Origin of the sequence: Candidatus Contendobacter odensis Run_B_J11 (genome assembly GCF_000531125.1) — a bacterium.
GTDB lineage: Bacteria > Pseudomonadota > Gammaproteobacteria > Competibacterales > Competibacteraceae > Contendibacter > Contendibacter odensensis.
In genome coordinates this window covers 68,020-89,119 of sequence record NZ_CBTK010000302.1, presented here as the reverse complement: position 1 = coordinate 89,119, position 21,100 = coordinate 68,020, and the positions used below count along the sequence as shown (strand labels likewise).

Sequence of the window (21,100 nt, the reverse complement as noted above, 5' to 3'; positions counted from 1 at the left end):
GATGCCCGCATCAAGTTAAAACGCCTCTACCCGTCAATTCAGAGCGGGTGAAGTACTAGTCCCCGCTGTCCAGCGGGATACTTCCCGTCGGCGCAGCCGACAGATCATCCATCCGCCTAATCAGTCGCCGTGTCCGCCGGGCATCTCCCAACTCCAAGGTCTCGAATTCCTGCTGTGCCCAGCTCATCTATACACTCTACAATATTGTAAAAGCCTATATTTTACAATAAGTTGGCAATTGTGGGTAATAAGATGCTCTTCAAGGCTCCCGGCAGGGGTAAGGCTACCGGGAGTGAAGCTATTGGCGAGTTCGGGAGAGTTTTACCACTTGCCTGCTACCGGCAAATCACCTGCTTGGCCGAAGCTGCCGAAATAGCAGCGATCCACGTCGCAACCGTCCCATTGGCCGTTGCCGTTGTAGTCGAGGAACCAGGTGCCGTTGCGGAACACCCCGACCTTGGCCTTGCCGTCGCCGTTCCAATCGCCCGCCGCCGGGAGATCGCCCGCTTGGCCGAAGCTGCCGTAGAGACAGAGATCCTGCCCGCCGTCCTGCTGGCAACCGTCCCATTTGCCGTTGCCGTTATAGTCCAGATACCAGGTCCCGGCGCGGAACACCCCGACTCCGGCTTGCAAACCGCCGTTCCAATTCCCGGCCACCGGCAAATCCCCCAACTGGCCGAAGCTCAGGCAGAGTTCCGTGCCGCAGCCGTCCCACGCGCCGTTGCCGTTGGCGTCGAGGAACCACTGGCCGTTGCGGAATACGCCGATTTTGGCAAAACCGGTTCCGTTCCAGTCCCCGGCCACCGGGAGATCGCCGGGCGCGCCAAAGCCGCTGTAGCAGCCATCGACCGCGCAGCCATCCCATTGCTGGTTGCCGTTGCGGTCAATGAACCATTCGCCGGTGCTGGAACGCAACACCCCGATGAAGCTCTTGCTGCCACTGCTCCAGTTGCCGGAGGCGGGCATATCGCCCGCTTGACCAAAGCCGGTGAAGCAGAACTCGGTGCCGCAGCCGTCCCACACCCCATTACCGTTGGCGTCGAGGAACCATTGGCCGTTGCGGAACACGCCCACGGCAGAGCCGAGGATTTGATTGCTCTTATTGAAAGTGGCCGTGCAGGTGAGGCTGTTGGCGGGCATGGTAAAGCTGGCCGCACATGGAGAAGGACCCCAACCGGCAAAGGTGGATCCAGTATCGGGGCTTGCAATAAGGGTGACGGTGGCTCCCACCGCGTAAGTGCCGCTGTTGCCGATCATGCCGCTACCGGTTCCCGTTTGGGCGACGGTGAGGGCATAGGTATTGGGCACAGCGGTAGTGAAGGTGGCGGTCACACTCTTGGTAGCGCTCATGGTTACCGCACAACTGCCGGTGCCGATACACGCCCCCGTCCAACCGGCAAAGGTGGAACCGCTGGTGGGCGCGGCGGTGAGGGTGACGCTGGTTCCACTGGCATAGCTTTCGGTGCAGTCGCTGCCACAGTTGATGCCGGTGCCGGTGACCGTGCCCGATCCAGTGCCCACTTTGGCAATGGTGAGGGCATAGGCATTAGGTGCGGCGGTAGTGAAGGTGGCGGTCACACTCTTGGCGGCGCTCATCGTTACTGCACAACTGCCGGTGCCGGTACACGCCCCCGACCAACCGGCAAAGGTGGAACCGCTGGCCGGGGTGGCGGTGAGGGTGACGCTGGTTCCACTGGCATAGCTTTCGGTGCAGTCGCTGCCGCAGTTGATGCCGGTGCCGGTGACCGTGCCCGATCCCGTGCCTGCTTTGGGTACGGTCAAGGTGTAGGTTGGCGCAGCAGTGAAGGTGGCGGTCACAATTTTGGCGGCGCTCATCGTTACTGCACAACTGCCCGTGCCGGTACACGCTCCCGACCAACCGGCAAAGACAGAACCGCTGTCCGGGGTGGCGGTGAGGGTGACGCTGGTTCCACTGGCATAGCTTTCAGTGCAGTCGCTCCCGCAGTTGATGCCGGTGCCGGTGACCGTGCCTGATCCCGTGCCTGCTTTGGGTACGGCGAGGGCGTAGGCATTAGGCGCGGCGGTAGTGAAGGTGGCGGTCACGCTCTTGGCGGCGCTCATCGTTACTGCACAACTGCCCGTGCCGGTACACGCCCCCGCCCAACCGGCAAAGGTAGAACCACTGGCTGGAGTGGCGGTAAGGGTGACGCTGGTTCTGCTGTTGAAGCTGGCCGAACAGGCCACACCACAGCTAATACCCGCCGGGTTGCTGCTCACTGTACCGGTGCCTGTTCCGGTTTTGTTCACCGTCAGCAAATAGTCGCTTTCGTAGACATTGAAGAACCCAACGCCGCCCAAGCCGACCACTTGCACGGGAGTGTAGCTCCCAGGGCTAATGGTCGTGCCGTCGCCCAACTGGCCGTAATAGTTAGTCCCCCACGCCCAGACCGTGCCGTCGCTCTTCAGCGCTACAGTATGGGAAAAACCGCCATTGGCAATAATGAGGATGTTGCTCAGGCCGCTTATCGGGAACGGGGTGGATACCCACGCCCAGACCGTACCGTCGCTCTTCAGCGCCACGGTCTGGTTACCGCCAGCGGCAATAGTAAGGATGTTGCTCAGGCCGATCATTGGAGCTGGGGTAGGGTACATAAAACCGGTGAGGCCATTGCCTAACTGGCCAAATATGTTAAGCCCCCACGCCCATGCCGTGCCGTCGCTCTTCAGTGTGACGGTATGATATTGGCCAGCGGCAATCGCGATGAGATTGCTCAGGCCACTCACCGGGAACGGGCTAGAGCGGCCAGTGGTGGTACCGTCGCCCAACTCGCCGTACCTATTGTCCCCCCACGTCCAGATCGTGCCATCGCTCTTCAGCGCCACAGTATGCTCTTGTCCAGCGGCAATCGCAATGAGATTGCTCAGGCCGCTTACCAGGAACGGGGTAGCGTGGTCAGTAGTAGTGCCGTCGCCCAACTGGCCGTAACTATTGCCCCCCCACGCCCAAATCGTGCCGTCGCTCCTCAGCGCCACGGTATGGGAGCCGCCAGCGGCAATCGTGAGGATGTTGCTCAGGCCGATCACCGGGACCGGGGTAGCGTGGTCAGTAGTGGTGCCGTCGCCCAATTGGCCTTGACCGTTGTACCCCCACGCCCAGACCGTACCGTCGCTTTTCAGCGCCACGGTATGGGAGCCGCCAGCGGCAATCGTGAGGATGTTGCTCAGGCCGCTCACCAGAACTGGGGTCGCATGGTCAGTAGTGGTGCCGTCGCCCAATTGGCCTTGACTGTTCCACCCCCACGCCCAGACCGTGCCGTTGCTCTTCAGTGCCACGGTATGGACACTGCCGGCAGCAATTGTGGCACCCCGAAAGTAGGCTGCTACCGTCTGATCCGCTGCGCCTTTTGTCAAAGCGCAGACGCTGTTCTGACCAGCACAGGCTCCGCTGCTCCACGCGCCAAAGCTCGAATGGGTATCCGGTGTCGCAGTGAGGGTAACCCCCGTCCCAACCGCAAAATTGGCAGCGCAGGTCGATCCGCAGTTGATGCCTGCTGGGCTGCTGGCGACCGTACCGTTGCCGCTGCTCACTTGGCTGACGCTCAACAGGGAGGAAATCGCGGTTTGTTGCACCTCCACCGCACCGATGTCCACCGTGCTGCCCGCGATACGCGGAAACCCCGCACCACGCTGGTCAGTGGTAGTACCCGCCGGAATCAGGGTGTTGTCGCCGTGATTGATGGCGGGACTGCCCGTGACGGGGAGATGGGTGTAGGTCGATCCACCATTGTTAGCGAGTGGGCCAATCGCCGTGGCAATCGCGCCCGGCAATACGAGGTCACTGGCTGCCAATGTGACGCCCGCTACTTCTGAAGCCCCGTTCTGGCCTAACAGGTTATGGCCTAAAGAAGTGAAGATGCCCGGCGTGGAGTTGTCCTGCTGGATTTCCTTGCCTTGCGGGGCGTTGTTGCCGGAAAGCAGGCTATTGCCAATAGTGGTCTGTGCGCCGTACAGCCAGAGACCACCGCCGCTGTATCCCGCAGAATTGCCGGACAAGGTGCTTTGGTTGACTGTGATTTGGGAATTCCCGCCAGACCACAAACCGCCGCCATCACCGGTCGCGGTATTACCCGAAAAGGTGCTGTTGCTGACAATGAGCGTGGCGACAGGGCCATTGAGAATACCGCCGCCATTGCCACCCGCAGTATTGCCGGAAAAGGTGCTGTTGCGGATGTCCAGTGGGCCAGCGAATTGACCATTGAGAATACCACCGCCATTGCCACCCGCAGTATTGCCGGAAAAGGTGCTGTTGCGGATGTCCAGTGGGCCACCAGAATCGGCATTGCGAATGCCGCCGCCATTTTCCGCCGCTGAGTTGCCGGAGAAGGTGCTATTGGTGATAGTCACTGTCAGCGTGCTGGAATTGTAGATGCAACCACCCGCGTAAGCGGAATTGCTCGACAGCGTACTGTTCGTGATCGTCAATGGAGATGGAGGATTTTTCCCATTGTCAATGCAGCCGCCGTAGGTGGCCGAATTGCCGGACAGGGTGCTGTTCGTGACGGTCAGAGTGCCCCCATTAGAGATAGCGCCGCCCGCACTACCGCTGTTGGTGGTTCCCGCCGCGTTGTTGGCGAGGGTGCTGTTGTCGATGGTCAGACTACCCGCATTGCCGATTGCCCCGCCGGCCGAGGCGTCGTACCCGTTCAAAAGACTTAACCCGCTAATGGTAACTGTCATCCCAGAAGCGACGCTAAAAATCCGCGAGGCGTGGTTACCGCTGATCGCCAATGCACCCGCGCCAGGGCCGTTGATGATTAGGGCGTCAGTGACTGTAATTTGCCCGGAGGTAAGGGTAATGGTTCCCCCGGTGCTGAAGTTAATCGTGTCGCTACCGGGGGTGGTATTGGCGTTGAGAATCGCCTGCCGCAGTGACCCGGTGCCGCTGTCGTTGAGGTTGGTGACGGTGAAGGTGGCCGCTCCGGCGGGAATGCTAAAAATAATTAATAAAATTAATAATATAAATGCAATGAGGGGGGTAACTGACGGCCTGACATGGGGATTCCTTCGCCGAAAGGGCTAATGGTTGTGGTCTAAATTTTAGACACGCATCACACTATTGGCATTTAGGCACAATGTCCAGCGGGTTTTCGTCAGGGTTCGTCTGGGAACGAGTGAAGGTTGGCTGATCCTGCGGCAGCGCGCCAATCCCTGTCATCGCCGAATCGCATGTTACAATCCGCGCCCTATTACAACCCATGCGGATCTATGGACAGTACAGCGGCGACGCATGAATATTGAACAATCCATCATTGAAGGGAGCGAACGGCTGGGGCTACGGTTGCCCACTGGAGCGGTGGACGGCTTGACCACCTATCTGACCTTGCTGGAGCGCTGGAACCGCGCTTACAACCTCACCGCCGTGCGCGATCCGGATGCCATGGTGATCCGGCATCTGCTGGATAGCCTGTCGATCCTGCCCTGGTTGGAAGGGCCACGAGTGTTGGATGTCGGTAGCGGCGCTGGCTTGCCGGGCATCCCGTTGGCAAGCGCCCGCCCCGACTACGAATTCTATTTGCTGGACAGCAACGGCAAGCGCACCCGATTTCTGACTCAGGTCGTCGCCGAACTGCACTTGGCAAATGTCCGAGTGATCCGCAGCCGGGTCGAGGATTATCAACCGGCTACTCCCTTTAATAGTGTCGTATCGCGGGCGTTTGCGACCTTGGCGGATATGGTGGTAGACGCCGGTCGGCTGTGTGCGCCTGAAGGCCGGTTGCTGGCGATGAAAGGCGTCTTCCCCGACGATGAATTGGCCCGGCTGCCGCTGGATTATGTCGTGGTCGGCGTTCACCCGTTGCACGTCCCTCATCTGGATGCCGAACGCCATCTGGTGCATTTGGCACCCGCTCCCATTTGCCGAGACTGAATTCCCTATGGCTGCCATCATCGCAATTACTAATCAGAAGGGCGGCGTGGGCAAAACCACCACTGCCGTCAATCTGGCCGCCTGTCTGTCCGCCCTGAAGCAGCGGGTGCTGCTGATTGACCTTGATCCACAAGGCAATGCCACCATGGGCTGCGGGGTGGACAAGCACACCGTCACTGCCACCAGCTACGAAGTGCTGATGGGCGAAGCGACCCTGATCGATGCCCTGCAATGGGTCGAAAAAGCTGAATTACAACTGCTGCCCGCCAATGGTGACCTGACCGCCGCCGAGGTCAATCTGCTGGAGACCGAGAACGCGCCGGGTCGGTTGCGGGCAGCCCTCGCCTCGGTGGAATGGAACTTTGACATCATCATGATTGATTGCCCGCCGTCGCTGAACATGCTGACGGTCAATGCGCTCACCGCCGCTCAATCGGTGATCATTCCGGTGCAATGCGAGTATTACGCGCTGGAAGGGTTATCGGCCCTGCTCGACACCATTGAAAAGGTGCGAAAGTCTACCAATCCCGGTCTGCGGATTGAGGGGCTGGTGCGAACCATGTTTGATCCCCGTAACCGCTTGTCCAATGATGTTTCCGCTCAGATTGTGGCGCATTTCGGCGCGACCGTATTCGAGACGCTGATTCCCCGCAATGTGCGACTGGCCGAAGCACCCAGCTACGGTCTGCCCATCATTCATTACGATGACAGCTCACGCGGCGCACAAAGTTACCGGGAACTGGCGCGGGAACTGCGCAAACGGTTGCGACGACCGCCCGCCAGGGTCGGCGATGGGACCAGTTTATGATCAGGAAAAAGGGTGGCCTAGGCCGGGGACTGGATGCGTTGCTGGGTGCAAGCGCGGCAGCGCGGAACGAAGCGCTGCCAGAATCCGCCGCCGGCGAAAGGTTGCGGCAGCTACCGGTCGAACAGATCCAGCGGGGTCGCTATCAGCCGCGCCAGGATTTGCGTGAGGATACGCTGCAAGAGTTAGCCGAATCGATCCGCGCCCAAGGTCTGGTGCAACCGGTGATAGTGCGGCCGCTGGGCGGGGGGCGTTATGAGCTGATTGCCGGCGAACGGCGCTGGCGGGCGGCGCAACTGGCCGGTTTGCAGGAGGTGCCCGCCGTGATCCGTGAGGTGTCGGATCAGGCGGCTATCGCTATGGCGCTGATCGAAAATATTCAGCGCGAGGATCTGAATCCCCTGGAGGAAGCCACAGCCCTGCAACGACTGATCGCCGAATTCGATCTGACCCACCAGCAGGCTGCCGAAGCGGTGGGCCGGTCGCGAACCGCAGTGACGAATCTGCTTCGCTTACTGGAACTGACCGAAGAGGTGCAACAACGGGTGCGGGATCGCAAGCTGGACATGGGTCATGCTCGCGCCTTATTGACGTTGCCGGCTGCTTTGCAGCGGGAAGCCGCCCAGCAGGTACTTGTGCGGGGCTTGTCGGTGCGGGAAACCGAGGAACTGGCCCGCCGCCTCCAGCAGGCGGCCAGTGTGTCCCCACCGGCAAAGCCGCTCGACCCCAATATCCGGTTGTTGCAGGACAACCTATCGGAGCGGCTGGGAACACGGGTGCGGTTGCAGCATGGAACATCGGGCAAGGGGTGCGTGGTCATCCACTACAACACGCTGGATGAACTTGACGGCATCCTGTCCCGAGTCAAATGATGTCGTAATTTTCGTTGACCCCGCCGTGCTAAATTCCCTATAATCCGTGGCACTCTACAATGCCAAAGCAAGCCAAGAAAAAGCATTTTTTGGAGTGGCTTCACAGGCTTGATAGATAAGAAAATCAAAAAATCAATACTGAATATAACTACACCTATAAATTAGGCTCCAGCGCAATGCTGGCACCTAGAGAATATAGAACGAATGCGATCCATGGGCGGAAAACAGGTCACCCGGACTATTACTATCATCCAACTGCTCGTCACGCTGTTGGTTGCTGTAGTTTCCCTTATCTCCGATGGTAATCGAGCTGCCTGCTCCGCGTTGGTCGGAGGGGGGGTCAGCACTCTCGTCAGTCTTTATTTTGCCCGCCAGGTTTTTTCAGTTCGCATTGGATCACCCGCCGCCAAAATCGCCCAAGCCTTTTATGTGGGTGAGGTTGTCAAACTCTTGCTGACGGTTGCCCTGTTGAGTATCGCCCTTCGTTGGCTCGATGTCTCTCCGCTTCCGCTTCTGTTGGCGTACATAGCAGCGTTGATGGCGTACTGGCTGGCATTACCTTTCACATTCGACGCTTCGGTGAGGACGCTATGAGCGAAACTGGTCATTCCGCAACGGGATATATCGTTCACCATTTGACCAATCTCCGATTTGATCTCACCCAGATGAAGTTTCTGCATGGGGAAGAGACGGGCGGCTTTGGGGTGGTTCATCTTGATACCATGGTTTTTTCAATTGCACTAGGCAGCCTGTTTCTGTGGCTATTCATGAAGGCTGCCAAATCAGCTACCAGTGACGTACCCGGTCCATTGCAAAACTTCTGTGAGATCATGGTCGAGTTTGTGGATACCCAGGTTAAAGATTCATTCCATGGACGCAATCCCGTTATTGCTCCGCTGGCTTTGACTATTTTTATCTGGGTGTTCCTATGGAACACCATGGATTTGATCCCAGTGGATTTATTGCCTGCCATCGCTGGTGTCTTTGGTATCCCTTATTTACGCACGGTACCTTCGACCGATCTAAACTCGACCTTTGGCTTGTCGATTTCCGTGCTGCTTCTGCTCTACTACTACAGTTTCAAGGTTAAAGGGCCGATCCACTTTTCGATGGAGATTTTGACTCATCCTTTTGGTATATGGCTCATGCCGTTCAATCTGCTGCTGCGGATCGTCGAAGACCTGGCCAAGCCGATTTCGCTCGGTCTGCGTCTGTTTGGCAATCTTTACGCCGGCGAGTTGATCTTCATCCTGATCGCGCTGCTGCCTTGGTGGCTCCAGTTTGTCCTAGGCTGGCCATGGGCGGTGTTTCATATCCTGGTTATCACCCTGCAAGCCTTTATCTTCATGGTGCTAACCATCGTGTACCTGAGTATGGCGCACGAGGATCACTAAGTCGGCGCGAACTTGCGGAGCTGGTTACTCCGGCTCCGCTAAACTGGTTTTTTCATCCACACCTCGACTTTTCAACGGGAGACCATAATGGAAGCTGCAAGCCTGATTGCCAATGTGCAGGGTATGACCGTCATCGCCGTAGCGCTGATTCTGGGTATGGGCGCGCTGGGTACCGCCATCGGCTTCGCCCTGCTGGGTGGCAAGTTCCTGGAAGGCGCAGCCCGCCAGCCGGAAATGATCCCTGCCTTGCAGGTCAAGATGTTCATCGTTGCCGGCCTGCTCGACGCGGTGACCATGATTGGTGTCGGTATCGCCCTGTTCTTCACTTTCGCCAATCCGTTCCTCGGCCCTGTGCTGCAACATCTTGCCAAGTAATCTCCGAGGCTATATGTCGCACCATTCCTGCGTACCCGAGGAGGTAATCACGTGAACTTCAATGCCACTCTCATAGGGCAGATGATCACGTTTGGCCTTCTGGTGCTCTTCACCATGAAGTATGTATGGCCGCCAATCATCCAGGCCATGCAAGACCGCCAGAAGCGAATTGCTGATGGCTTGGCATCCGCAGAACGCGGTATGCGCGAGCAGGAATTGGCTAAGGCCAAAGCCGCGCAAATGCTGAAAGAAGCCAAGCAGCAAGCTACCGAAATCATCGCCCAGGCTCAAAAACGTGCCAATGAAGCGATTGAGCAATCCAAATTGGAAGCTCGTGCCGAGGGTGACCGCCAACTCGTGGTCGCCAAGACTGAAATCGAACAGGAGGTCAACCGCGCCCGTGAGCAGCTCCGAAGTCAAGTCATCAGTCTCGCCGTGGCCGGCGCCAGCAAGGTTCTCAAGCGCGAGGTCGATGAAGCGGCCAACGCTGCCCTGCTGGACGACTTGATCGCGCAGCTCTAACTACACGGACCACGCCAATGGCTGAAACGACAACCGTTGTCCGACCTGCCGCCGCCGCCCGGCCCTATGCTCGCGCCGCCTTTGAGGATGCGCAGACTGCCCAGGCTTTGCCGGTTTGGTCTGATCTGCTGCAAACCGCCGCCACTATCACTGCGGAATCTGCTCTGTATCGCCTGTTAGGGCCGTGGAATCCCCAACTGCGCGGCGAACAGAAAGCCGATTTGGTGGCCGGACTGTGCCGCGATGCTCGCGGGGGTGCAGAGCTGCCGGAGGTATTTGTCACCTTCCTCCGGCTGTTGGCCGAGAATCATCGCCTGCACATGCTGCCGAGTATCGCCGTTGTGTTCGAGCGGTTGCGTGCGGAAGCTGAAAGTATTGTTCGCGCCGAACTTATCAGCGCCACCACCGTAACGGATGCCCAGCGCAAGCGTGTAATCAAAGCGCTCAAGGCAAAGTTTAAGCGCAGTGTGGTGCTGGATTGCAGGACAGATGAGGCGCTGGTTGCGGGTGCGGTGATTCGGGTCGGCGATCTGGTGATCGACGGTTCGGCGCGCGGCCGGCTGGACAAACTCGCCATGGCCTTGAGCCAGTAAGGGGAATACCGCTTTATGCAACTCAAACCCTCCGAAATCAGTGATCTGATTCGGCAACGCCTGCACAGTTATCAGGCGGTTGCCGAAGCACGCACCGAAGGCACTATTGTTAGTTTGGCTGACGGTATCGCTCGGATCTACGGCCTTGACAATGTAATGCAGGGTGAAATGATCGAGTTCCCGGCACCCCGGGAAGGCGATCCGGTCACCTACGGCCTGTCCATGAATCTGGAGCGCGATTCCGTCGGCTCGGTGATTCTGGGCGACTTCGAGCATCTATCTGAAGGTGATAAAGCACTCTGCACCGGGCGCATCCTGGAGGTGCCGGTCGGTGAGGCGCTACTGGGGCGGGTGGTTAATGCCTTGGGCCATCCGATTGATGGTAAGGGGCCTATTGGTACCGACTTGACCGCACCGATTGAAAAGATCGCGCCAGGCGTGATCGAACGGCAATCGGTGAGTCAGCCGGTACAAACCGGACTCAAGGCGATTGATGCCATGGTCCCGATTGGACGCGGCCAGCGCGAATTGATCATCGGTGATCGCCAAACCGGTAAAACGGCGGTAGCGATTGACGCGATCATCAACCAGAAAGGCACCGGCATTAAGTGTATCTATGTCGCAATCGGCCAGAAGAATTCTTCGATTGCCAACGTGGTACGCAAGTTGGAAGAGCATGGTGCGATGGATCACACCATCGTGGTTGCCGCCAGCGCTTCCGAATCAGCCGCCATGCTGTTTATCGCGCCCTATTCCGGCTGCTCCATGGGCGAGTATTTCCGCGACCGGGGCGAAGACGCCCTGATCATCTATGACGATCTGTCCAAGCAGGCCGTGGCGTACCGGCAAGTGTCGTTGTTGCTGCGTCGGCCACCGGGCCGCGAAGCGTTCCCCGGCGACGTGTTCTATCTGCATTCGCGGTTGCTGGAACGGGCGTCCCGTATCAACGCGGAAGAGGTCGAGCGCCTGACCAACGGTGCGGTGAAGGGGAAAACGGGTTCACTGACCGCGCTGCCGGTGATCGAAACTCAAGCTGGTGACGTATCCGCATTCGTGCCGACTAACGTGATCTCGATCACGGACGGTCAGATTTATCTGGAGACGGATCTGTTCAACGCCGGCATCCGCCCTGCCATCAATCCTGGCCTGTCAGTATCCCGCGTTGGCGGCGCTGCTCAGACCAAGATCATCAAGAAACTGGGCGGTGGTATCCGGCTGGCTTTGGCGCAGTATCGTGAGTTGGCGGCATTCGCCCAGTTCGCTTCTGACCTCGACGAGACGACCCGCAAACAGCTTGAGCGCGGTCAGCGGGTTACCGAGTTGATGAAGCAGAAGCAGTACTCGCCGATGTCAGTCGCTGAAATGGGTGTTTCGCTGTTCGCGGTAGAGCGAGGTTATCTGGATGATATCGCGCTGAACAAGATTGGCGCTTTTGAAGCCGGATTATTAGCTCATGCGCGGATGCACTATGCCGAATTGATCGCCAAGATCAATGCGACCGGTGACTTAAACGATGAAATCGAAGCGGGCTTGAAGAAGATCGCGGAAGATTTCAAGGCCAACTACGTCGGTTAAACGGGTGTCAGCATGGCCGGTGCCAAAGAGATACGAACCAAAATCAAGAGTATTAAAAGTACTCAAAAGATCACCAAAGCCATGGAAATGGTGGCGGCGAGCAAAATGCGCAAGGCACAGGAGCGCATGCGAGCGGCTCGGCCCTATGCGAGCAAGATTCGTAACGTCATCTCGCACCTGGCCCATGCCCATACCGAGTATCGTAGCCCGGGGCTGATAGAACGCGAGGTGAAGCGGGTTGGATTGATCGTGATCTCGACGGATCGCGGCCTGTGCGGTGGCCTGAACACCAACCTGTTCAAGGCCACCATCGCCGCCATGCAGCAATGGCGGGGTCAAGGGGTCGAGGTTGATCTCTGTACTATCGGCACCAAGGCGTTCCAGTTTTTCCGGCGGCTCAAGGGTAATGTCGTGGCTCATGTTGCCCACTTGGGCGACGCACCCCGCTTTGAAGATGTGCTGGGGCCGGTCAAGGTGATGGCTGATGCGTTCACCGAGGGACGGGTTGATGCTGTTCACTTGGTGTACAACGAATTCGTCAACACCATGACCCAGAAGCCCAGGATCGAGCAGTTGGTGCCCATCACCGCCGAAGTGAAGGATACTGCGCCTCAGCATCGCTGGGACTACATCTACGAACCTGACCCCAAGGAATTGATCGAGTTACTGCTCCGGCGTTACGGCGAGTCCGTCGTCTATCAGTCCTTGGTGGAGAACGTCGCCTGCGAGATGGCGGCCCGTATGGTGGCCATGAAGAGCGCATCGGACAATGCGGGTGCCCTCATCGACGAGTTGCAACTGATCTACAACAAGGCCCGGCAGGCATCGATCACCCAGGAGCTGTCCGAGATCGTGGGCGGTGCTGCGGCGGTGTAAGGTCGCGGTAAACGCCTGTTCTCGCCGAGAGCGGGCGTGCGGTGAAACCAATTAAGGGGAACCCAAAAAATGAGTTCTGGCAATATCGTGCAAATCATCGGCGCAGTGGTGGATGTCGAATTCCCACGCGGATCGGTGCCGAAAATTTATGATGCGTTGCGTATTGATGAAAATGGCCTAACGCTGGAAGTACAGCAACAACTGGGCGATGGCGTAGTACGTACTATTGCTATGGGATCGTCGGAAGGGCTGAAGCGGAACATGCAGGTCAGTGACACCCATGCGCCGATTTCGGTGCCGGTGGGCACAGCGACCCTGGGCCGGATCATGAATGTGCTGGGCGAGCCGATTGACCACAAAGGACCGGTGCAAGCCGAAACCTTGCGTGGCATCCATCAGCCTGCGCCGGCGTTCGAGGATCAGTCGGGCGCAACCGAACTGCTGGAAACCGGGATCAAGGTTATTGATCTGCTCTGTCCGTTCGCCAAGGGTGGCAAGGTTGGCCTGTTCGGCGGCGCAGGGGTCGGCAAGACCGTCAACATGATGGAGTTGATTCGCAACATTGCTATCGAACATTCCGGTTACTCGGTGTTCGCGGGCGTGGGCGAGCGGACTCGCGAAGGCAACGACTTCTATCATGAGATGAAGGATTCGAACGTGCTGGACAAGGTGGCGCTGGTCTACGGCCAGATGAACGAGCCGCCGGGTAACCGGTTGCGCGTGGCCTTGACCGGTCTGAGCATTGCCGAGAACTTCCGTGACGAAGGTCGCGATGTGTTGCTGTTCATCGACAATATTTACCGCTACACCCTGGCCGGCACCGAGTGTTCAGCGTTGCTGGGCCGCATGCCTTCGGCGGTAGGCTATCAGCCGACCTTAGCCGAGGAAATGGGCGTGTTGCAGGAACGCATTACCTCAACCCGAACCGGTTCGATCACCTCGATCCAGGCGGTCTATGTGCCTGCTGACGATTTGACCGACCCATCGCCAGCGACTACTTTCGCCCACTTGGACGCTACGGTGGTGTTATCGCGCCAGATCGCTGAGTTGGGGATCTACCCCGCAGTAGACCCGCTGGATTCGACTTCACGGCAACTGGATCCGCTGGTGGTCGGTCAGGATCACTACGATACTGCGCGTGCCGTGCAGAGTACCTTGCAGCGTTACAAGGAGCTGAAGGATATCATTGCCATTCTGGGCATGGATGAGTTATCCGAGGAAGACAAGCTGGTAGTGGCCCGGGCACGTAAGATTCAGCGCTTCCTGTCGCAACCGTTCTTCGTTGCCGAAGTGTTCACCGGCTCGCCGGGCAAGTATGTGGCGCTCAAGGACACGATCTCCGCATTTAAGGGCATCGTCGCTGGCGAGTACGATCATCTGCCTGAGCAGGCGTTCTACATGGTCGGCTCGATTGACGAGGCCGTGGAAAAGGCCAACAAGCTGTAATGGAATGGCGGTTCAGGTCGGTGAAATATCACCAGAACCGCATTCCATTCACAACCGATAAGAGGACGCATCATGGCCATGACACTGCACGTTGATATCGTCAGTGCGGAGAAGGAGTTGTTCTCCGGCCCGGTGGAGATGGTGACTGCGCCGGGTGAATTAGGTGAATTAGGCATTTTACCGCGCCACAGCCAATTGCTGACGCGGTTAAAGCCGGGCCAGGTTCGGCTTCAGCTCCAGGGCGGCGAGGAGCAATTGTTCTATGTGTCGGGGGGAATGCTAGAGGTTCAACCACATGTAGTGACTATCCTGTCCGACACTGCCGAGCGAGCCAGGGATTTGGACGAGGTCGCCGCACAGACTGCCAAGCAACGGGCTGAACAGGTTATCGCCGACAGTCGTAGCGAGTTTGACTTCGCCAGAGCCAAGGCTGAACTGGCCGAGGCCATTGCGCAGTTGCAGACCATCGAGAAGATGCGCCGGCTGCGTAAGTCAGGCTAGATTCAGTAGATTTGGTGCGCTTACAGACTAATAACAACAACATTGATTCCCCGTTGGGCCGTGGCGACTGCCACGGCCTTTTTGTTGGGGTGTTGGATAGGCCGACACGGAGGTTGTGAGCCAATCATTACAACTGTTTAGCCTGCTCGCGCAGGATATATTTCTGCATCTTGCCGGTTGATGTCTTGGGCAACGGCCCGAAGATGACGGTTTTTGGTACTTTGAACCGCGCCAACTGAGTGCGGCAAAACCCGATGATCTCTTCTTCAGTGACGTGTTCCATGCCTGATTTGAGGGTTACGAAAGCACACGGTGTTTCGCCCCATTTTTCGTCGGGGCGCGCCACCACGGCCACTTCCATGACTGCCGGATGCCGGTACAGTACGTCCTCAACCTCGATAGTAGAAATGTTCTCGCCACCGGAAATGATGATGTCCTTGGATCGATCCTTGATATCGATATAGCCGTCTTCATGCCAAACCGCCAGATCGCCGCTGTGAAACCAGCCACCCGCAAAGGCTTCCTCGCTGGCAGCGGGATTTTTGAGATAGCCTTTCATCACGTTGTTACCGCGCATGAAGATCTCGCCGATGGTTTTGCCATCCTGCGACACCGGTTCCAAGGTCGTGGCGTTCGCAACCATTAGCCCTTCCAGCATCGGATAACGCACCCCCTGGCGAGACTTGAGCGCGGCCCGCTGTTCCAGCGGTAATTCATTCCAGTGATCGTGCCAAGCGCACACTACCGCTGGTCCGTAGGTCTCGGTCAGGCCATAGGTATGGGTGACATCAAAATTCATTCGTTCCATGCCCTCGATGACTGCCGCTGGCGGTGCCGCGCCAGCCGTCATCACTTTTACGACATGGCTAATACCGGCTTTCAATGAATCCGGCGCGTTCTTGAGCAGATTCAGCACAATCGGCGCCCCGCAGAAGTGATTGACCTGCTCCTGTCGGATCAGATCGAACACCAGATCGGCACGAACCTGGCGCAAGCAAATGTTGGTACCCACGGCGGCGGCTAGCGTCCACGGGAAGCACCAGCCATTGCAATGAAACATGGGCAGCGTCCACAGATAGACCGGATGCAGACCCATGTCCCACACCATCGCATTGCAGATTGCGTTCAGATAGGCGCCGCGATGATGGTAAACCACACCTTTAGGATTGCCGGTGGTGCCCGAAGTATAGTTCAGGGAAATAGCCTGCCACTCGTCAGCGGGCGGTTGCCAGGCAAATTCCGGGTCGCCTTCAGCCAGCAGCGTCTCGTAATCCAACCCGCCCAGCTTTTCGCCACCGACAAATTGTGGATCGTCTACATCAATGACCAACGGGCGTTTCTGGATCTGGATCAGCCGCAGCGCTTTGCTAATGGTTTCAGAAAACTCGCGGTCGGTGATCAGTACCTTGGCTTCGCCGTGTTCAAGCATGAACGCAATGGTTTCGGCGTCCAGCCGCATATTCAGGGTGTTCAGCACCGCCCCGGTCATCGGTATACCAAAGTGCAGCTCAAACATCTCCGGGATATTCGGCAACATGGCTGCCACCGTATCGCCCAAGCCGATACCGCGCTGGCGCAGTGCCGAGGCCAGCCGTCGGCAGCGGGTATAGGTTTGCGCCCAACTACGCCGGGTGGAACCATGCACCACTGCGATGTGGTTGGGATAAACCGATGCAGCGCGTTCGATAAAGGTCAGCGGAGTCAGTGCTACGAAATTGGCAGCATTTTTACCTAAGCCCACCTCGTAGGCGGTTTGTGAATGGGTGTTCATGCGGTTGTCCTCGTTGTTCTTGGAATGGAAAAGATTTTTATGACCGCCCTCGATAAAGGTGCCATCAAATAATGGAACGTATTAGCAGTAACTTCAATACGAACCATTGTCCGCCGAAAATCAAAACAACTTCGGGGAAAACCTGGAGTGCGAGCGGCAAATGGAGTGCCGAAAACAACATGAGAAACTGCATTTTGCCTTGACGCATACCAATAGTCGTGCCAAAAGTCGCCCTCAACTCTCAGCCTTGGATCATATGCCGATGCCCGAACCGCCAGCGCTCCGCCCGATTATTCTTGGCATGACCGGCGCGTCCGGCGCCGATTACGGTCTACGCTTGCTGCAATGCCTGTTAACAGCGGGGTGGCCGGTGCAACTGCTGCTCTCGAAAGCAGCGCAGATCGTCATCCACATGGAAACCGATCTGCATCTGCCCGGTCGCCCACGCGATATTCAACGGGTATTGACCGAACATTACCGCTGCGATCCTGATCAACTGCGGGTTTACGGCCAAGACGAGTGGACCGCACCGCCGGCCAGTGGCTCGGCATTGGCTCAGGCGATGGTGGTTTGTCCCTGCACCACTGGCGCACTGGCGGCTATCGCCAATGGCAACAGCGATAACCTGTTGGAACGAGCCGCTGATGTCAGTCTCAAAGAAGGGCGTAAGCTGATTCTGGCGCTGCGAGAAACACCGCTGTCGGTCATTCACCTGGAAAACATGCTGCGGCTGGCTCGCGCTGGCGCAGTTATTCTCCCCACCAATCCCGGTTTCTACTACCGACCGACTACGGCAATGGAACTGGTGGATTTTATCGTCGCCCGCATTCTCGACCAACTCGACATTTCTCACATGCTGCTGCCACGCTGGGGCGAAAGCCCGGAGCCAAGGTGAACCGCCATGATCGCCACCCAGGAATTTCCGTTATTTCCGCTAAAAACCGTGCTGTTTCCTGGCGGGGTGTTGCCGCTGAAAATTTTCGAGCCCCGCTATCTGGATATGGTGAGCCATTGTTTGAAAAATGATAGCGGTTTCGGTGTGGTCATGATTTATGAAGGGAGCGAAGCAGGTAGTCAGCCGATCAGTATTCACCCGGTGGGCACCTTGGCGCGCATCGTGGATTTCGACCCGTTGGAGGATGGTTTGCTTGGGGTCATCGGTCTGGGCGTACAGCGCTTGCGGGTGGTCGGGCATCGGATTCAGCCTGACAATCTGTTGATCGGCCAAGTACTGTGGCTGCCGGACGATCCCGTGTTACCCCCGTTACCCAGTCATGAACCGCTGGTGCGGGTTCTGCGCGAGTTACTGGAGCAGGAGAACCTGGTGCCCTACGCCCGGTTTCTTGCCCCGGACTGGCGCGACGCCGCCTGGATTGGTAACCGGCTGACGGAATTGCTGCCCTTGCCGCTACACATCCGCCAGGCGCTGCTGGAGATGACCGAACCCCACCAACGACTGGATGTCCTGCTGGCGATGTTCCAGGAACAACAGATCGCCTGATGCTACCGAAGTGACATATCCACTGAAGTTCCATGTCTGCCTGATCGTGCGCACGTTCCCCGCCATCAGGCGCGGGATGCGGTGCTGGCCGCCGCCGGGCGCTTCATCAGCGAGGTATGCGCTAAACTGTGCGTTATTCAACCGTAAAAACCAAGTTCCGCTAAGGAAACTATCATGTCCGAACCCGAATTGACCCCAGCTTCAGCGCCGACCCCAGCCCCAGCAAAACCCAGCCTGTTGTGGCGGCTGTTTCGCCCCAGAGATATTGGTTTCTATCTCATGATCGTGCTGGCCTGGATCGGCGCCGCTTACACAACCCACGATCTGGATACCAGCCGCTGGTACTGGCATGGGCTGATCCCGATCTTCTGTCTAATCTGCATTCTCACCCAGTGGAACAACGTCGAGCCGACCCTGAAATCGCGGCTGAGTCTGGTCGGGCATCAGATTCTGCACTGGGGCGCGGTGGGTGCGCTGGCGGTTCTGCTCTATATGCTGTCCGAGGGCCACAACAATATTTATGATCTGATCGATGACCGGCAGGGCAGCTTCATGATGACCTACACCATCGCGCTGAGCGCCTTTCTGGCTGGCATTTACTACGATTGGCGGTTGTGCGTGGTCGCGGTCTTTATCCTCACCGGCGGACTTATCAATGTGGCTTTTTCCAACCTCGCGCCCCTGCTGATGTGGATGGGTTTCGGAATCGCCATCGTCTATTTTGTTGGGGTCTGGGGATATAATCGTTGGCAGGAACGGAAAGCCCGCCCCAGTGAAGGGTAACTATGAAAGACCTGCGCCGACCCGGTTATCCCCACGAAGGGGACTTTTTTCTTTGAACCCAACAACCTCCCAAGGAGGATATTTATGCTGAAAAAACAGCGTTTCGCGGCCACGTTGCTGGTGATTGGCCTAACTGCCGGCCTGGCGGGCTGGACTACGGTTCAAGCCGCCGACCCTGCGCCGCCTGTTGCCAAGCCCACCGCATCTCCGCCAGCGCAAGCCGCAGATTCGACCAAAAAAGAATGGCTGCTTCCCACCGGCGAACACTGGGTGAAGGGCACTGAGACCGAGAAACGGGCTTATATTCTCGGCATCCTGAATATGGCGATGATCGAGTACCAGTTGGCCGGCCCCCGTCCCAAGCACCGCACGACCGTCGTCAATCTGGTCAAATCCCTGGATGGTATGACCGTACCGCAAATCGTGGAATTGGTGGATGGCTACTATAAGGCCAGTCCAGACCACCAACAGCGGCCTGTTGTCGAAGTGATCTGGTTCGAACTGGTCGTGCCTAAGACGAAAAAGGGGTAACTCATGAAAAAGATTGGTTATTTATTCGCGATTCCTGCGCTCGCACTCAGCGTGGGCTGCACCAACATGACGCCCACCCAGCAAGGTACCATGAGCGGCGCGGCCATCGGCGCACTGGGCGGCGCAGCCATCGGTGGCTTGTCCGGCGGTAATGCCGGAACCGGCGCGTTGATCGGCGGTGCGGCGGGCGCCGTCGTAGGCAACATTTACGGTCGGAACAAGCAATAACAGCGGTACCACTGCTAAAACCAGACCGACGGTCTGTTGCTTAAAACCACTGCTCCCGCCGGGATCAACGCCGGCGGGAAATACATTCGCTAGGCCGGTCCCGCATCAAGATCGCGACGCAATTCGGCGGCGGCATCCTGCAGCAGACCAAACAGCCGCTTCATCCCGGCACAGTCGTAATCGCGGTGTGGCCATTTAAAATAGCCGCCGCAACTCCGCAGAAACTCACAGCTTTGGCAATCCTCGTTCGCTGCCAGCACCTGCTCGATCTCGTGTTCCCGATGGGCGTCGGGAGCAACTGCCACTTCAACATTCGCCAAGCGCCCCGGCAGGCATTCGATACCGGCGTCGGTGACATAGCGTTGGTAGCGTGGATTTTCGTCTACCACAACCCACAATGGCATCGGATCGTCGTGATAAAAGCCGAGCAGTGTGCTGTGAAAAAATTCGACCGGCTGGGTAACGCTCGGCTGGCGCAGATAGAACGTCACCACTTCCGTCAGCTCCTCAATCAACGCCGGTTCGGGTTGCCCTGCCTCCAGCAGCACTGCGAAATCCAGCGCGACGGCAACCTTGACCGCCTTGCCGAATCCTGGGCTAACCGGGATCACGACCCGTGCCGGATGGTTGTCGAGCAGGTTGGTGTGCCGGTACAGCAGGGGAAATTCGGTGGCGGGATCGGTCATAACCAGATCCAGCGGCAGTCCCGGCGCCCAGGCATTCAGCGCCTCGGAATCGGCCTCCAGAGACAGCAGTCGCACCCCGACAATGTGATCTGGATTCTCCTCTGCCAAGAGCGCGGGGAGTATCGCCGGATGGCGGGTACGAAGGATTAAGTGGTTGCCCCGATAGATCGGAAGCTGTTCAACGGGAATATCGTAAATGAATTCATTCATCAGTGTCGGCATCATCAGCGGTTGTACCAGTCCCGGTTATACCAGCTCCGGTTGTTCCAAGGGTGACGATTATACCAATCGTCATTATTCCAATGGGGTCGGTTGTTCCAATACGGTCGGTCGTTCCAGCGTGGCCGGTCGCGCCAATGTGGCCCGTTGTTCCAGTCCCACGGTTGTTCAGCCCATCCTCCCCAGCCGCGACTGGAATTATACCAAAGGCCAGCACCGCCACCCCGGTTGCCCCAAGCCTTGGCGGGCTGTCCGGGAGCCAACACCCCGCCCAGCAGCACCCCGCCAATGACCACTTTCGACCATTTACCCAAGCTGAGCAGAAACTCCCGCCGCTGATGTGTTTCAAGGTTCTCCGCTGGGGGATTGTTGGGCAGGGATTCATCCTCTCTATCGCTCATGATGATCTCCATCTTGTCGGTTTTTCTGGAACGGCCGGGAGCGCCCGATGATTCTGTTTTCTAACCATGCTTTGCCATAATCTTGGCATAAACTCTCTGAATTTCTGCTGAATACCCAATGCCCGGTACGGGCT

At 57.8% G+C, this 21,100-nt stretch carries 22 protein-coding genes; 17 read left to right on the top strand and 5 right to left on the bottom strand.

Going from position 1 to position 21,100, the window contains the following annotated elements; translation table 11 throughout:
* Window positions 1–55: 55 nt before the first annotated feature.
* Window positions 56–187 (bottom strand): IS4/Tn5 family transposase DNA-binding protein, encoded by a 132-nt coding sequence (locus BN874_RS24010; RefSeq protein ID WP_081756563.1) that lies wholly within the window; start codon window positions 185–187, stop codon window positions 56–58.
* Between the two features lie 134 nt (window positions 188–321).
* Window positions 322–4,698, bottom strand: coding sequence for an RCC1 domain-containing protein (locus BN874_RS24820; protein ID WP_154725048.1), 4,377 nt, complete (start codon window positions 4,696–4,698; stop codon window positions 322–324).
* Between the two features lie 550 nt (window positions 4,699–5,248).
* Here BN874_RS24820 and rsmG point away from each other — a divergent pair.
* The 12 genes from rsmG (at window position 5,249) to BN874_RS20605 (ending at window position 14,846) form a co-directional block, all read left to right on the top strand.
* Window positions 5,249–5,887 (top strand): 16S rRNA (guanine(527)-N(7))-methyltransferase RsmG, encoded by a 639-nt coding sequence (gene rsmG / locus BN874_RS20660; protein ID WP_034436605.1) that lies wholly within the window; start codon window positions 5,249–5,251, stop codon window positions 5,885–5,887.
* A 7-nt stretch (window positions 5,888–5,894) separates the two neighbouring features.
* Window positions 5,895–6,695 (top strand): ParA family protein, encoded by an 801-nt coding sequence (locus BN874_RS20655; RefSeq protein WP_034436603.1) that lies wholly within the window; start codon window positions 5,895–5,897, stop codon window positions 6,693–6,695.
* Window positions 6,692–7,564 (top strand): ParB/RepB/Spo0J family partition protein, encoded by an 873-nt coding sequence (locus BN874_RS20650; protein ID WP_034436601.1) that lies wholly within the window; start codon window positions 6,692–6,694, stop codon window positions 7,562–7,564. The genes BN874_RS20655 and BN874_RS20650 overlap by 4 nt, the downstream gene beginning before the upstream one ends.
* A gap of 213 nt (window positions 7,565–7,777) precedes the next feature.
* Entirely contained in the window at window positions 7,778–8,158 is a 381-nt protein-coding gene (locus BN874_RS20645) for an ATP synthase subunit I (RefSeq protein WP_051498152.1), read from the top strand.
* Window positions 8,155–8,958: a F0F1 ATP synthase subunit A gene (atpB, locus tag BN874_RS20640; protein WP_034436599.1), complete on the top strand. Its 804-nt coding sequence runs from the start codon at window positions 8,155–8,157 to the stop codon at window positions 8,956–8,958. Before BN874_RS20645 ends, atpB begins: the two co-directional genes overlap by 4 nt.
* Window positions 8,959–9,045: 87 nt before the next feature.
* Window positions 9,046–9,333: a F0F1 ATP synthase subunit C gene (gene atpE, locus BN874_RS20635; protein ID WP_034436596.1), complete on the top strand. Its 288-nt coding sequence runs from the start codon at window positions 9,046–9,048 to the stop codon at window positions 9,331–9,333.
* 51 nt (window positions 9,334–9,384) lie between these two features.
* Window positions 9,385–9,855: a F0F1 ATP synthase subunit B gene (locus BN874_RS20630; protein ID WP_034436594.1), complete on the top strand. Its 471-nt coding sequence runs from the start codon at window positions 9,385–9,387 to the stop codon at window positions 9,853–9,855.
* Window positions 9,856–9,872: 17 nt separating this feature from the next.
* The gene (locus tag BN874_RS20625; protein WP_034436592.1) at window positions 9,873–10,448 is read left to right on the top strand and encodes a F0F1 ATP synthase subunit delta; all 576 of its coding nucleotides are present in this window, start codon (window positions 9,873–9,875) and stop codon (window positions 10,446–10,448) included.
* A 15-nt stretch (window positions 10,449–10,463) separates the two neighbouring features.
* Window positions 10,464–12,023: a F0F1 ATP synthase subunit alpha gene (gene atpA / locus BN874_RS20620; RefSeq protein WP_034436591.1), complete on the top strand. Its 1,560-nt coding sequence runs from the start codon at window positions 10,464–10,466 to the stop codon at window positions 12,021–12,023.
* A gap of 12 nt (window positions 12,024–12,035) precedes the next feature.
* Window positions 12,036–12,899: a F0F1 ATP synthase subunit gamma gene (atpG, locus tag BN874_RS20615; RefSeq protein WP_034436589.1), complete on the top strand. Its 864-nt coding sequence runs from the start codon at window positions 12,036–12,038 to the stop codon at window positions 12,897–12,899.
* A 69-nt stretch (window positions 12,900–12,968) separates the two neighbouring features.
* Window positions 12,969–14,345 carry a F0F1 ATP synthase subunit beta gene (gene atpD / locus BN874_RS20610; RefSeq protein WP_034436587.1) on the top strand — a complete coding sequence of 459 codons (1,377 nt, stop codon included), beginning with the start codon at window positions 12,969–12,971 and terminating at the stop codon, window positions 14,343–14,345.
* 72 nt (window positions 14,346–14,417) lie between these two features.
* On the top strand, window positions 14,418–14,846 hold the full coding sequence (locus tag BN874_RS20605; RefSeq protein ID WP_034436585.1) for a F0F1 ATP synthase subunit epsilon: 429 nt from the start codon (window positions 14,418–14,420) through the stop codon (window positions 14,844–14,846).
* 127 nt (window positions 14,847–14,973) lie between these two features.
* On the opposite strand, the gene BN874_RS20600 is transcribed toward BN874_RS20605, so the two are convergent.
* Complete coding sequence (locus BN874_RS20600) at window positions 14,974–16,617, bottom strand: acyl-CoA synthetase (protein ID WP_034436583.1); 1,644 nt, start codon at window positions 16,615–16,617, stop codon at window positions 14,974–14,976.
* A gap of 262 nt (window positions 16,618–16,879) precedes the next feature.
* On the opposite strand from BN874_RS20600, the gene BN874_RS20595 reads away from it, so the two are divergent.
* The 5 genes from BN874_RS20595 to BN874_RS20575 all read left to right on the top strand — a co-directional run bounded on the left by BN874_RS20595 (window position 16,880) and on the right by BN874_RS20575 (window position 19,660).
* A complete protein-coding gene (locus BN874_RS20595; protein WP_034436581.1) occupies window positions 16,880–17,512 on the top strand; it encodes a flavin prenyltransferase UbiX in 633 nt (210 codons plus the stop codon).
* Window positions 17,513–17,518: 6 nt separating this feature from the next.
* The gene (locus BN874_RS20590) at window positions 17,519–18,118 is read left to right on the top strand and encodes an LON peptidase substrate-binding domain-containing protein (RefSeq protein WP_034436579.1); all 600 of its coding nucleotides are present in this window, start codon (window positions 17,519–17,521) and stop codon (window positions 18,116–18,118) included.
* Window positions 18,119–18,292: 174 nt separating this feature from the next.
* Window positions 18,293–18,901, top strand: coding sequence for a hypothetical protein (locus tag BN874_RS20585; RefSeq protein ID WP_034436577.1), 609 nt, complete (start codon window positions 18,293–18,295; stop codon window positions 18,899–18,901).
* A gap of 84 nt (window positions 18,902–18,985) precedes the next feature.
* Window positions 18,986–19,432, top strand: a complete 447-nt coding sequence (locus tag BN874_RS23035; protein WP_051498151.1) for a hypothetical protein — start codon at window positions 18,986–18,988, stop codon at window positions 19,430–19,432.
* Window positions 19,433–19,435: 3 nt separating this feature from the next.
* Window positions 19,436–19,660: a YMGG-like glycine zipper-containing protein gene (locus BN874_RS20575; protein WP_034436575.1), complete on the top strand. Its 225-nt coding sequence runs from the start codon at window positions 19,436–19,438 to the stop codon at window positions 19,658–19,660.
* 89 nt (window positions 19,661–19,749) lie between these two features.
* On the opposite strand, the gene BN874_RS20570 is transcribed toward BN874_RS20575, so the two are convergent.
* Together BN874_RS20570 and BN874_RS23030 are read right to left on the bottom strand one after the other, a co-directional pair.
* Window positions 19,750–20,556: a hypothetical protein gene (locus tag BN874_RS20570; protein WP_154725047.1), complete on the bottom strand. Its 807-nt coding sequence runs from the start codon at window positions 20,554–20,556 to the stop codon at window positions 19,750–19,752.
* Between the two features lie 14 nt (window positions 20,557–20,570).
* Window positions 20,571–20,966, bottom strand: coding sequence for a hypothetical protein (locus BN874_RS23030; protein WP_154725046.1), 396 nt, complete (start codon window positions 20,964–20,966; stop codon window positions 20,571–20,573).
* Window positions 20,967–21,100: the final 134 nt, after the last annotated feature.

What these genes read in the sequence shown, in the direction of transcription:
- BN874_RS24010 (WP_081756563.1), bottom strand. Translation starts at nt 187, where the DNA reads ATGAGCTGGGCACAGCAGGAATTCGAGACCTTGGAGTTGGGAGATGCC.
- BN874_RS24820 (WP_154725048.1), bottom strand. Translation starts at nt 4,698, where the DNA reads ATGACAGTTACCATTAGCGGGTTAAGTCTTTTGAACGGGTACGACGCC.
- rsmG (WP_034436605.1), top strand. Translation starts at nt 5,249, where the DNA reads ATGAATATTGAACAATCCATCATTGAAGGGAGCGAACGGCTGGGGCTA.
- BN874_RS20655 (WP_034436603.1), top strand. Translation starts at nt 5,895, where the DNA reads ATGGCTGCCATCATCGCAATTACTAATCAGAAGGGCGGCGTGGGCAAA.
- BN874_RS20650 (WP_034436601.1), top strand. Translation starts at nt 6,692, where the DNA reads ATGATCAGGAAAAAGGGTGGCCTAGGCCGGGGACTGGATGCGTTGCTG.
- BN874_RS20645 (WP_051498152.1), top strand. Translation starts at nt 7,778, where the DNA reads ATGGGCGGAAAACAGGTCACCCGGACTATTACTATCATCCAACTGCTC.
- atpB (WP_034436599.1), top strand. Translation starts at nt 8,155, where the DNA reads ATGAGCGAAACTGGTCATTCCGCAACGGGATATATCGTTCACCATTTG.
- atpE (WP_034436596.1), top strand. Translation starts at nt 9,046, where the DNA reads ATGGAAGCTGCAAGCCTGATTGCCAATGTGCAGGGTATGACCGTCATC.
- BN874_RS20625 (WP_034436592.1), top strand. Translation starts at nt 9,873, where the DNA reads ATGGCTGAAACGACAACCGTTGTCCGACCTGCCGCCGCCGCCCGGCCC.
- atpA (WP_034436591.1), top strand. Translation starts at nt 10,464, where the DNA reads ATGCAACTCAAACCCTCCGAAATCAGTGATCTGATTCGGCAACGCCTG.
- atpG (WP_034436589.1), top strand. Translation starts at nt 12,036, where the DNA reads ATGGCCGGTGCCAAAGAGATACGAACCAAAATCAAGAGTATTAAAAGT.
- atpD (WP_034436587.1), top strand. Translation starts at nt 12,969, where the DNA reads ATGAGTTCTGGCAATATCGTGCAAATCATCGGCGCAGTGGTGGATGTC.
- BN874_RS20605 (WP_034436585.1), top strand. Translation starts at nt 14,418, where the DNA reads ATGGCCATGACACTGCACGTTGATATCGTCAGTGCGGAGAAGGAGTTG.
- BN874_RS20600 (WP_034436583.1), bottom strand. Translation starts at nt 16,617, where the DNA reads ATGAACACCCATTCACAAACCGCCTACGAGGTGGGCTTAGGTAAAAAT.
- BN874_RS20595 (WP_034436581.1), top strand. Translation starts at nt 16,880, where the DNA reads ATGCCCGAACCGCCAGCGCTCCGCCCGATTATTCTTGGCATGACCGGC.
- BN874_RS20590 (WP_034436579.1), top strand. Translation starts at nt 17,519, where the DNA reads ATGATCGCCACCCAGGAATTTCCGTTATTTCCGCTAAAAACCGTGCTG.
- BN874_RS20585 (WP_034436577.1), top strand. Translation starts at nt 18,293, where the DNA reads ATGTCCGAACCCGAATTGACCCCAGCTTCAGCGCCGACCCCAGCCCCA.
- BN874_RS23035 (WP_051498151.1), top strand. Translation starts at nt 18,986, where the DNA reads ATGCTGAAAAAACAGCGTTTCGCGGCCACGTTGCTGGTGATTGGCCTA.
- BN874_RS20575 (WP_034436575.1), top strand. Translation starts at nt 19,436, where the DNA reads ATGAAAAAGATTGGTTATTTATTCGCGATTCCTGCGCTCGCACTCAGC.
- BN874_RS20570 (WP_154725047.1), bottom strand. Translation starts at nt 20,556, where the DNA reads ATGAATGAATTCATTTACGATATTCCCGTTGAACAGCTTCCGATCTAT.
- BN874_RS23030 (WP_154725046.1), bottom strand. Translation starts at nt 20,966, where the DNA reads ATGAGCGATAGAGAGGATGAATCCCTGCCCAACAATCCCCCAGCGGAG.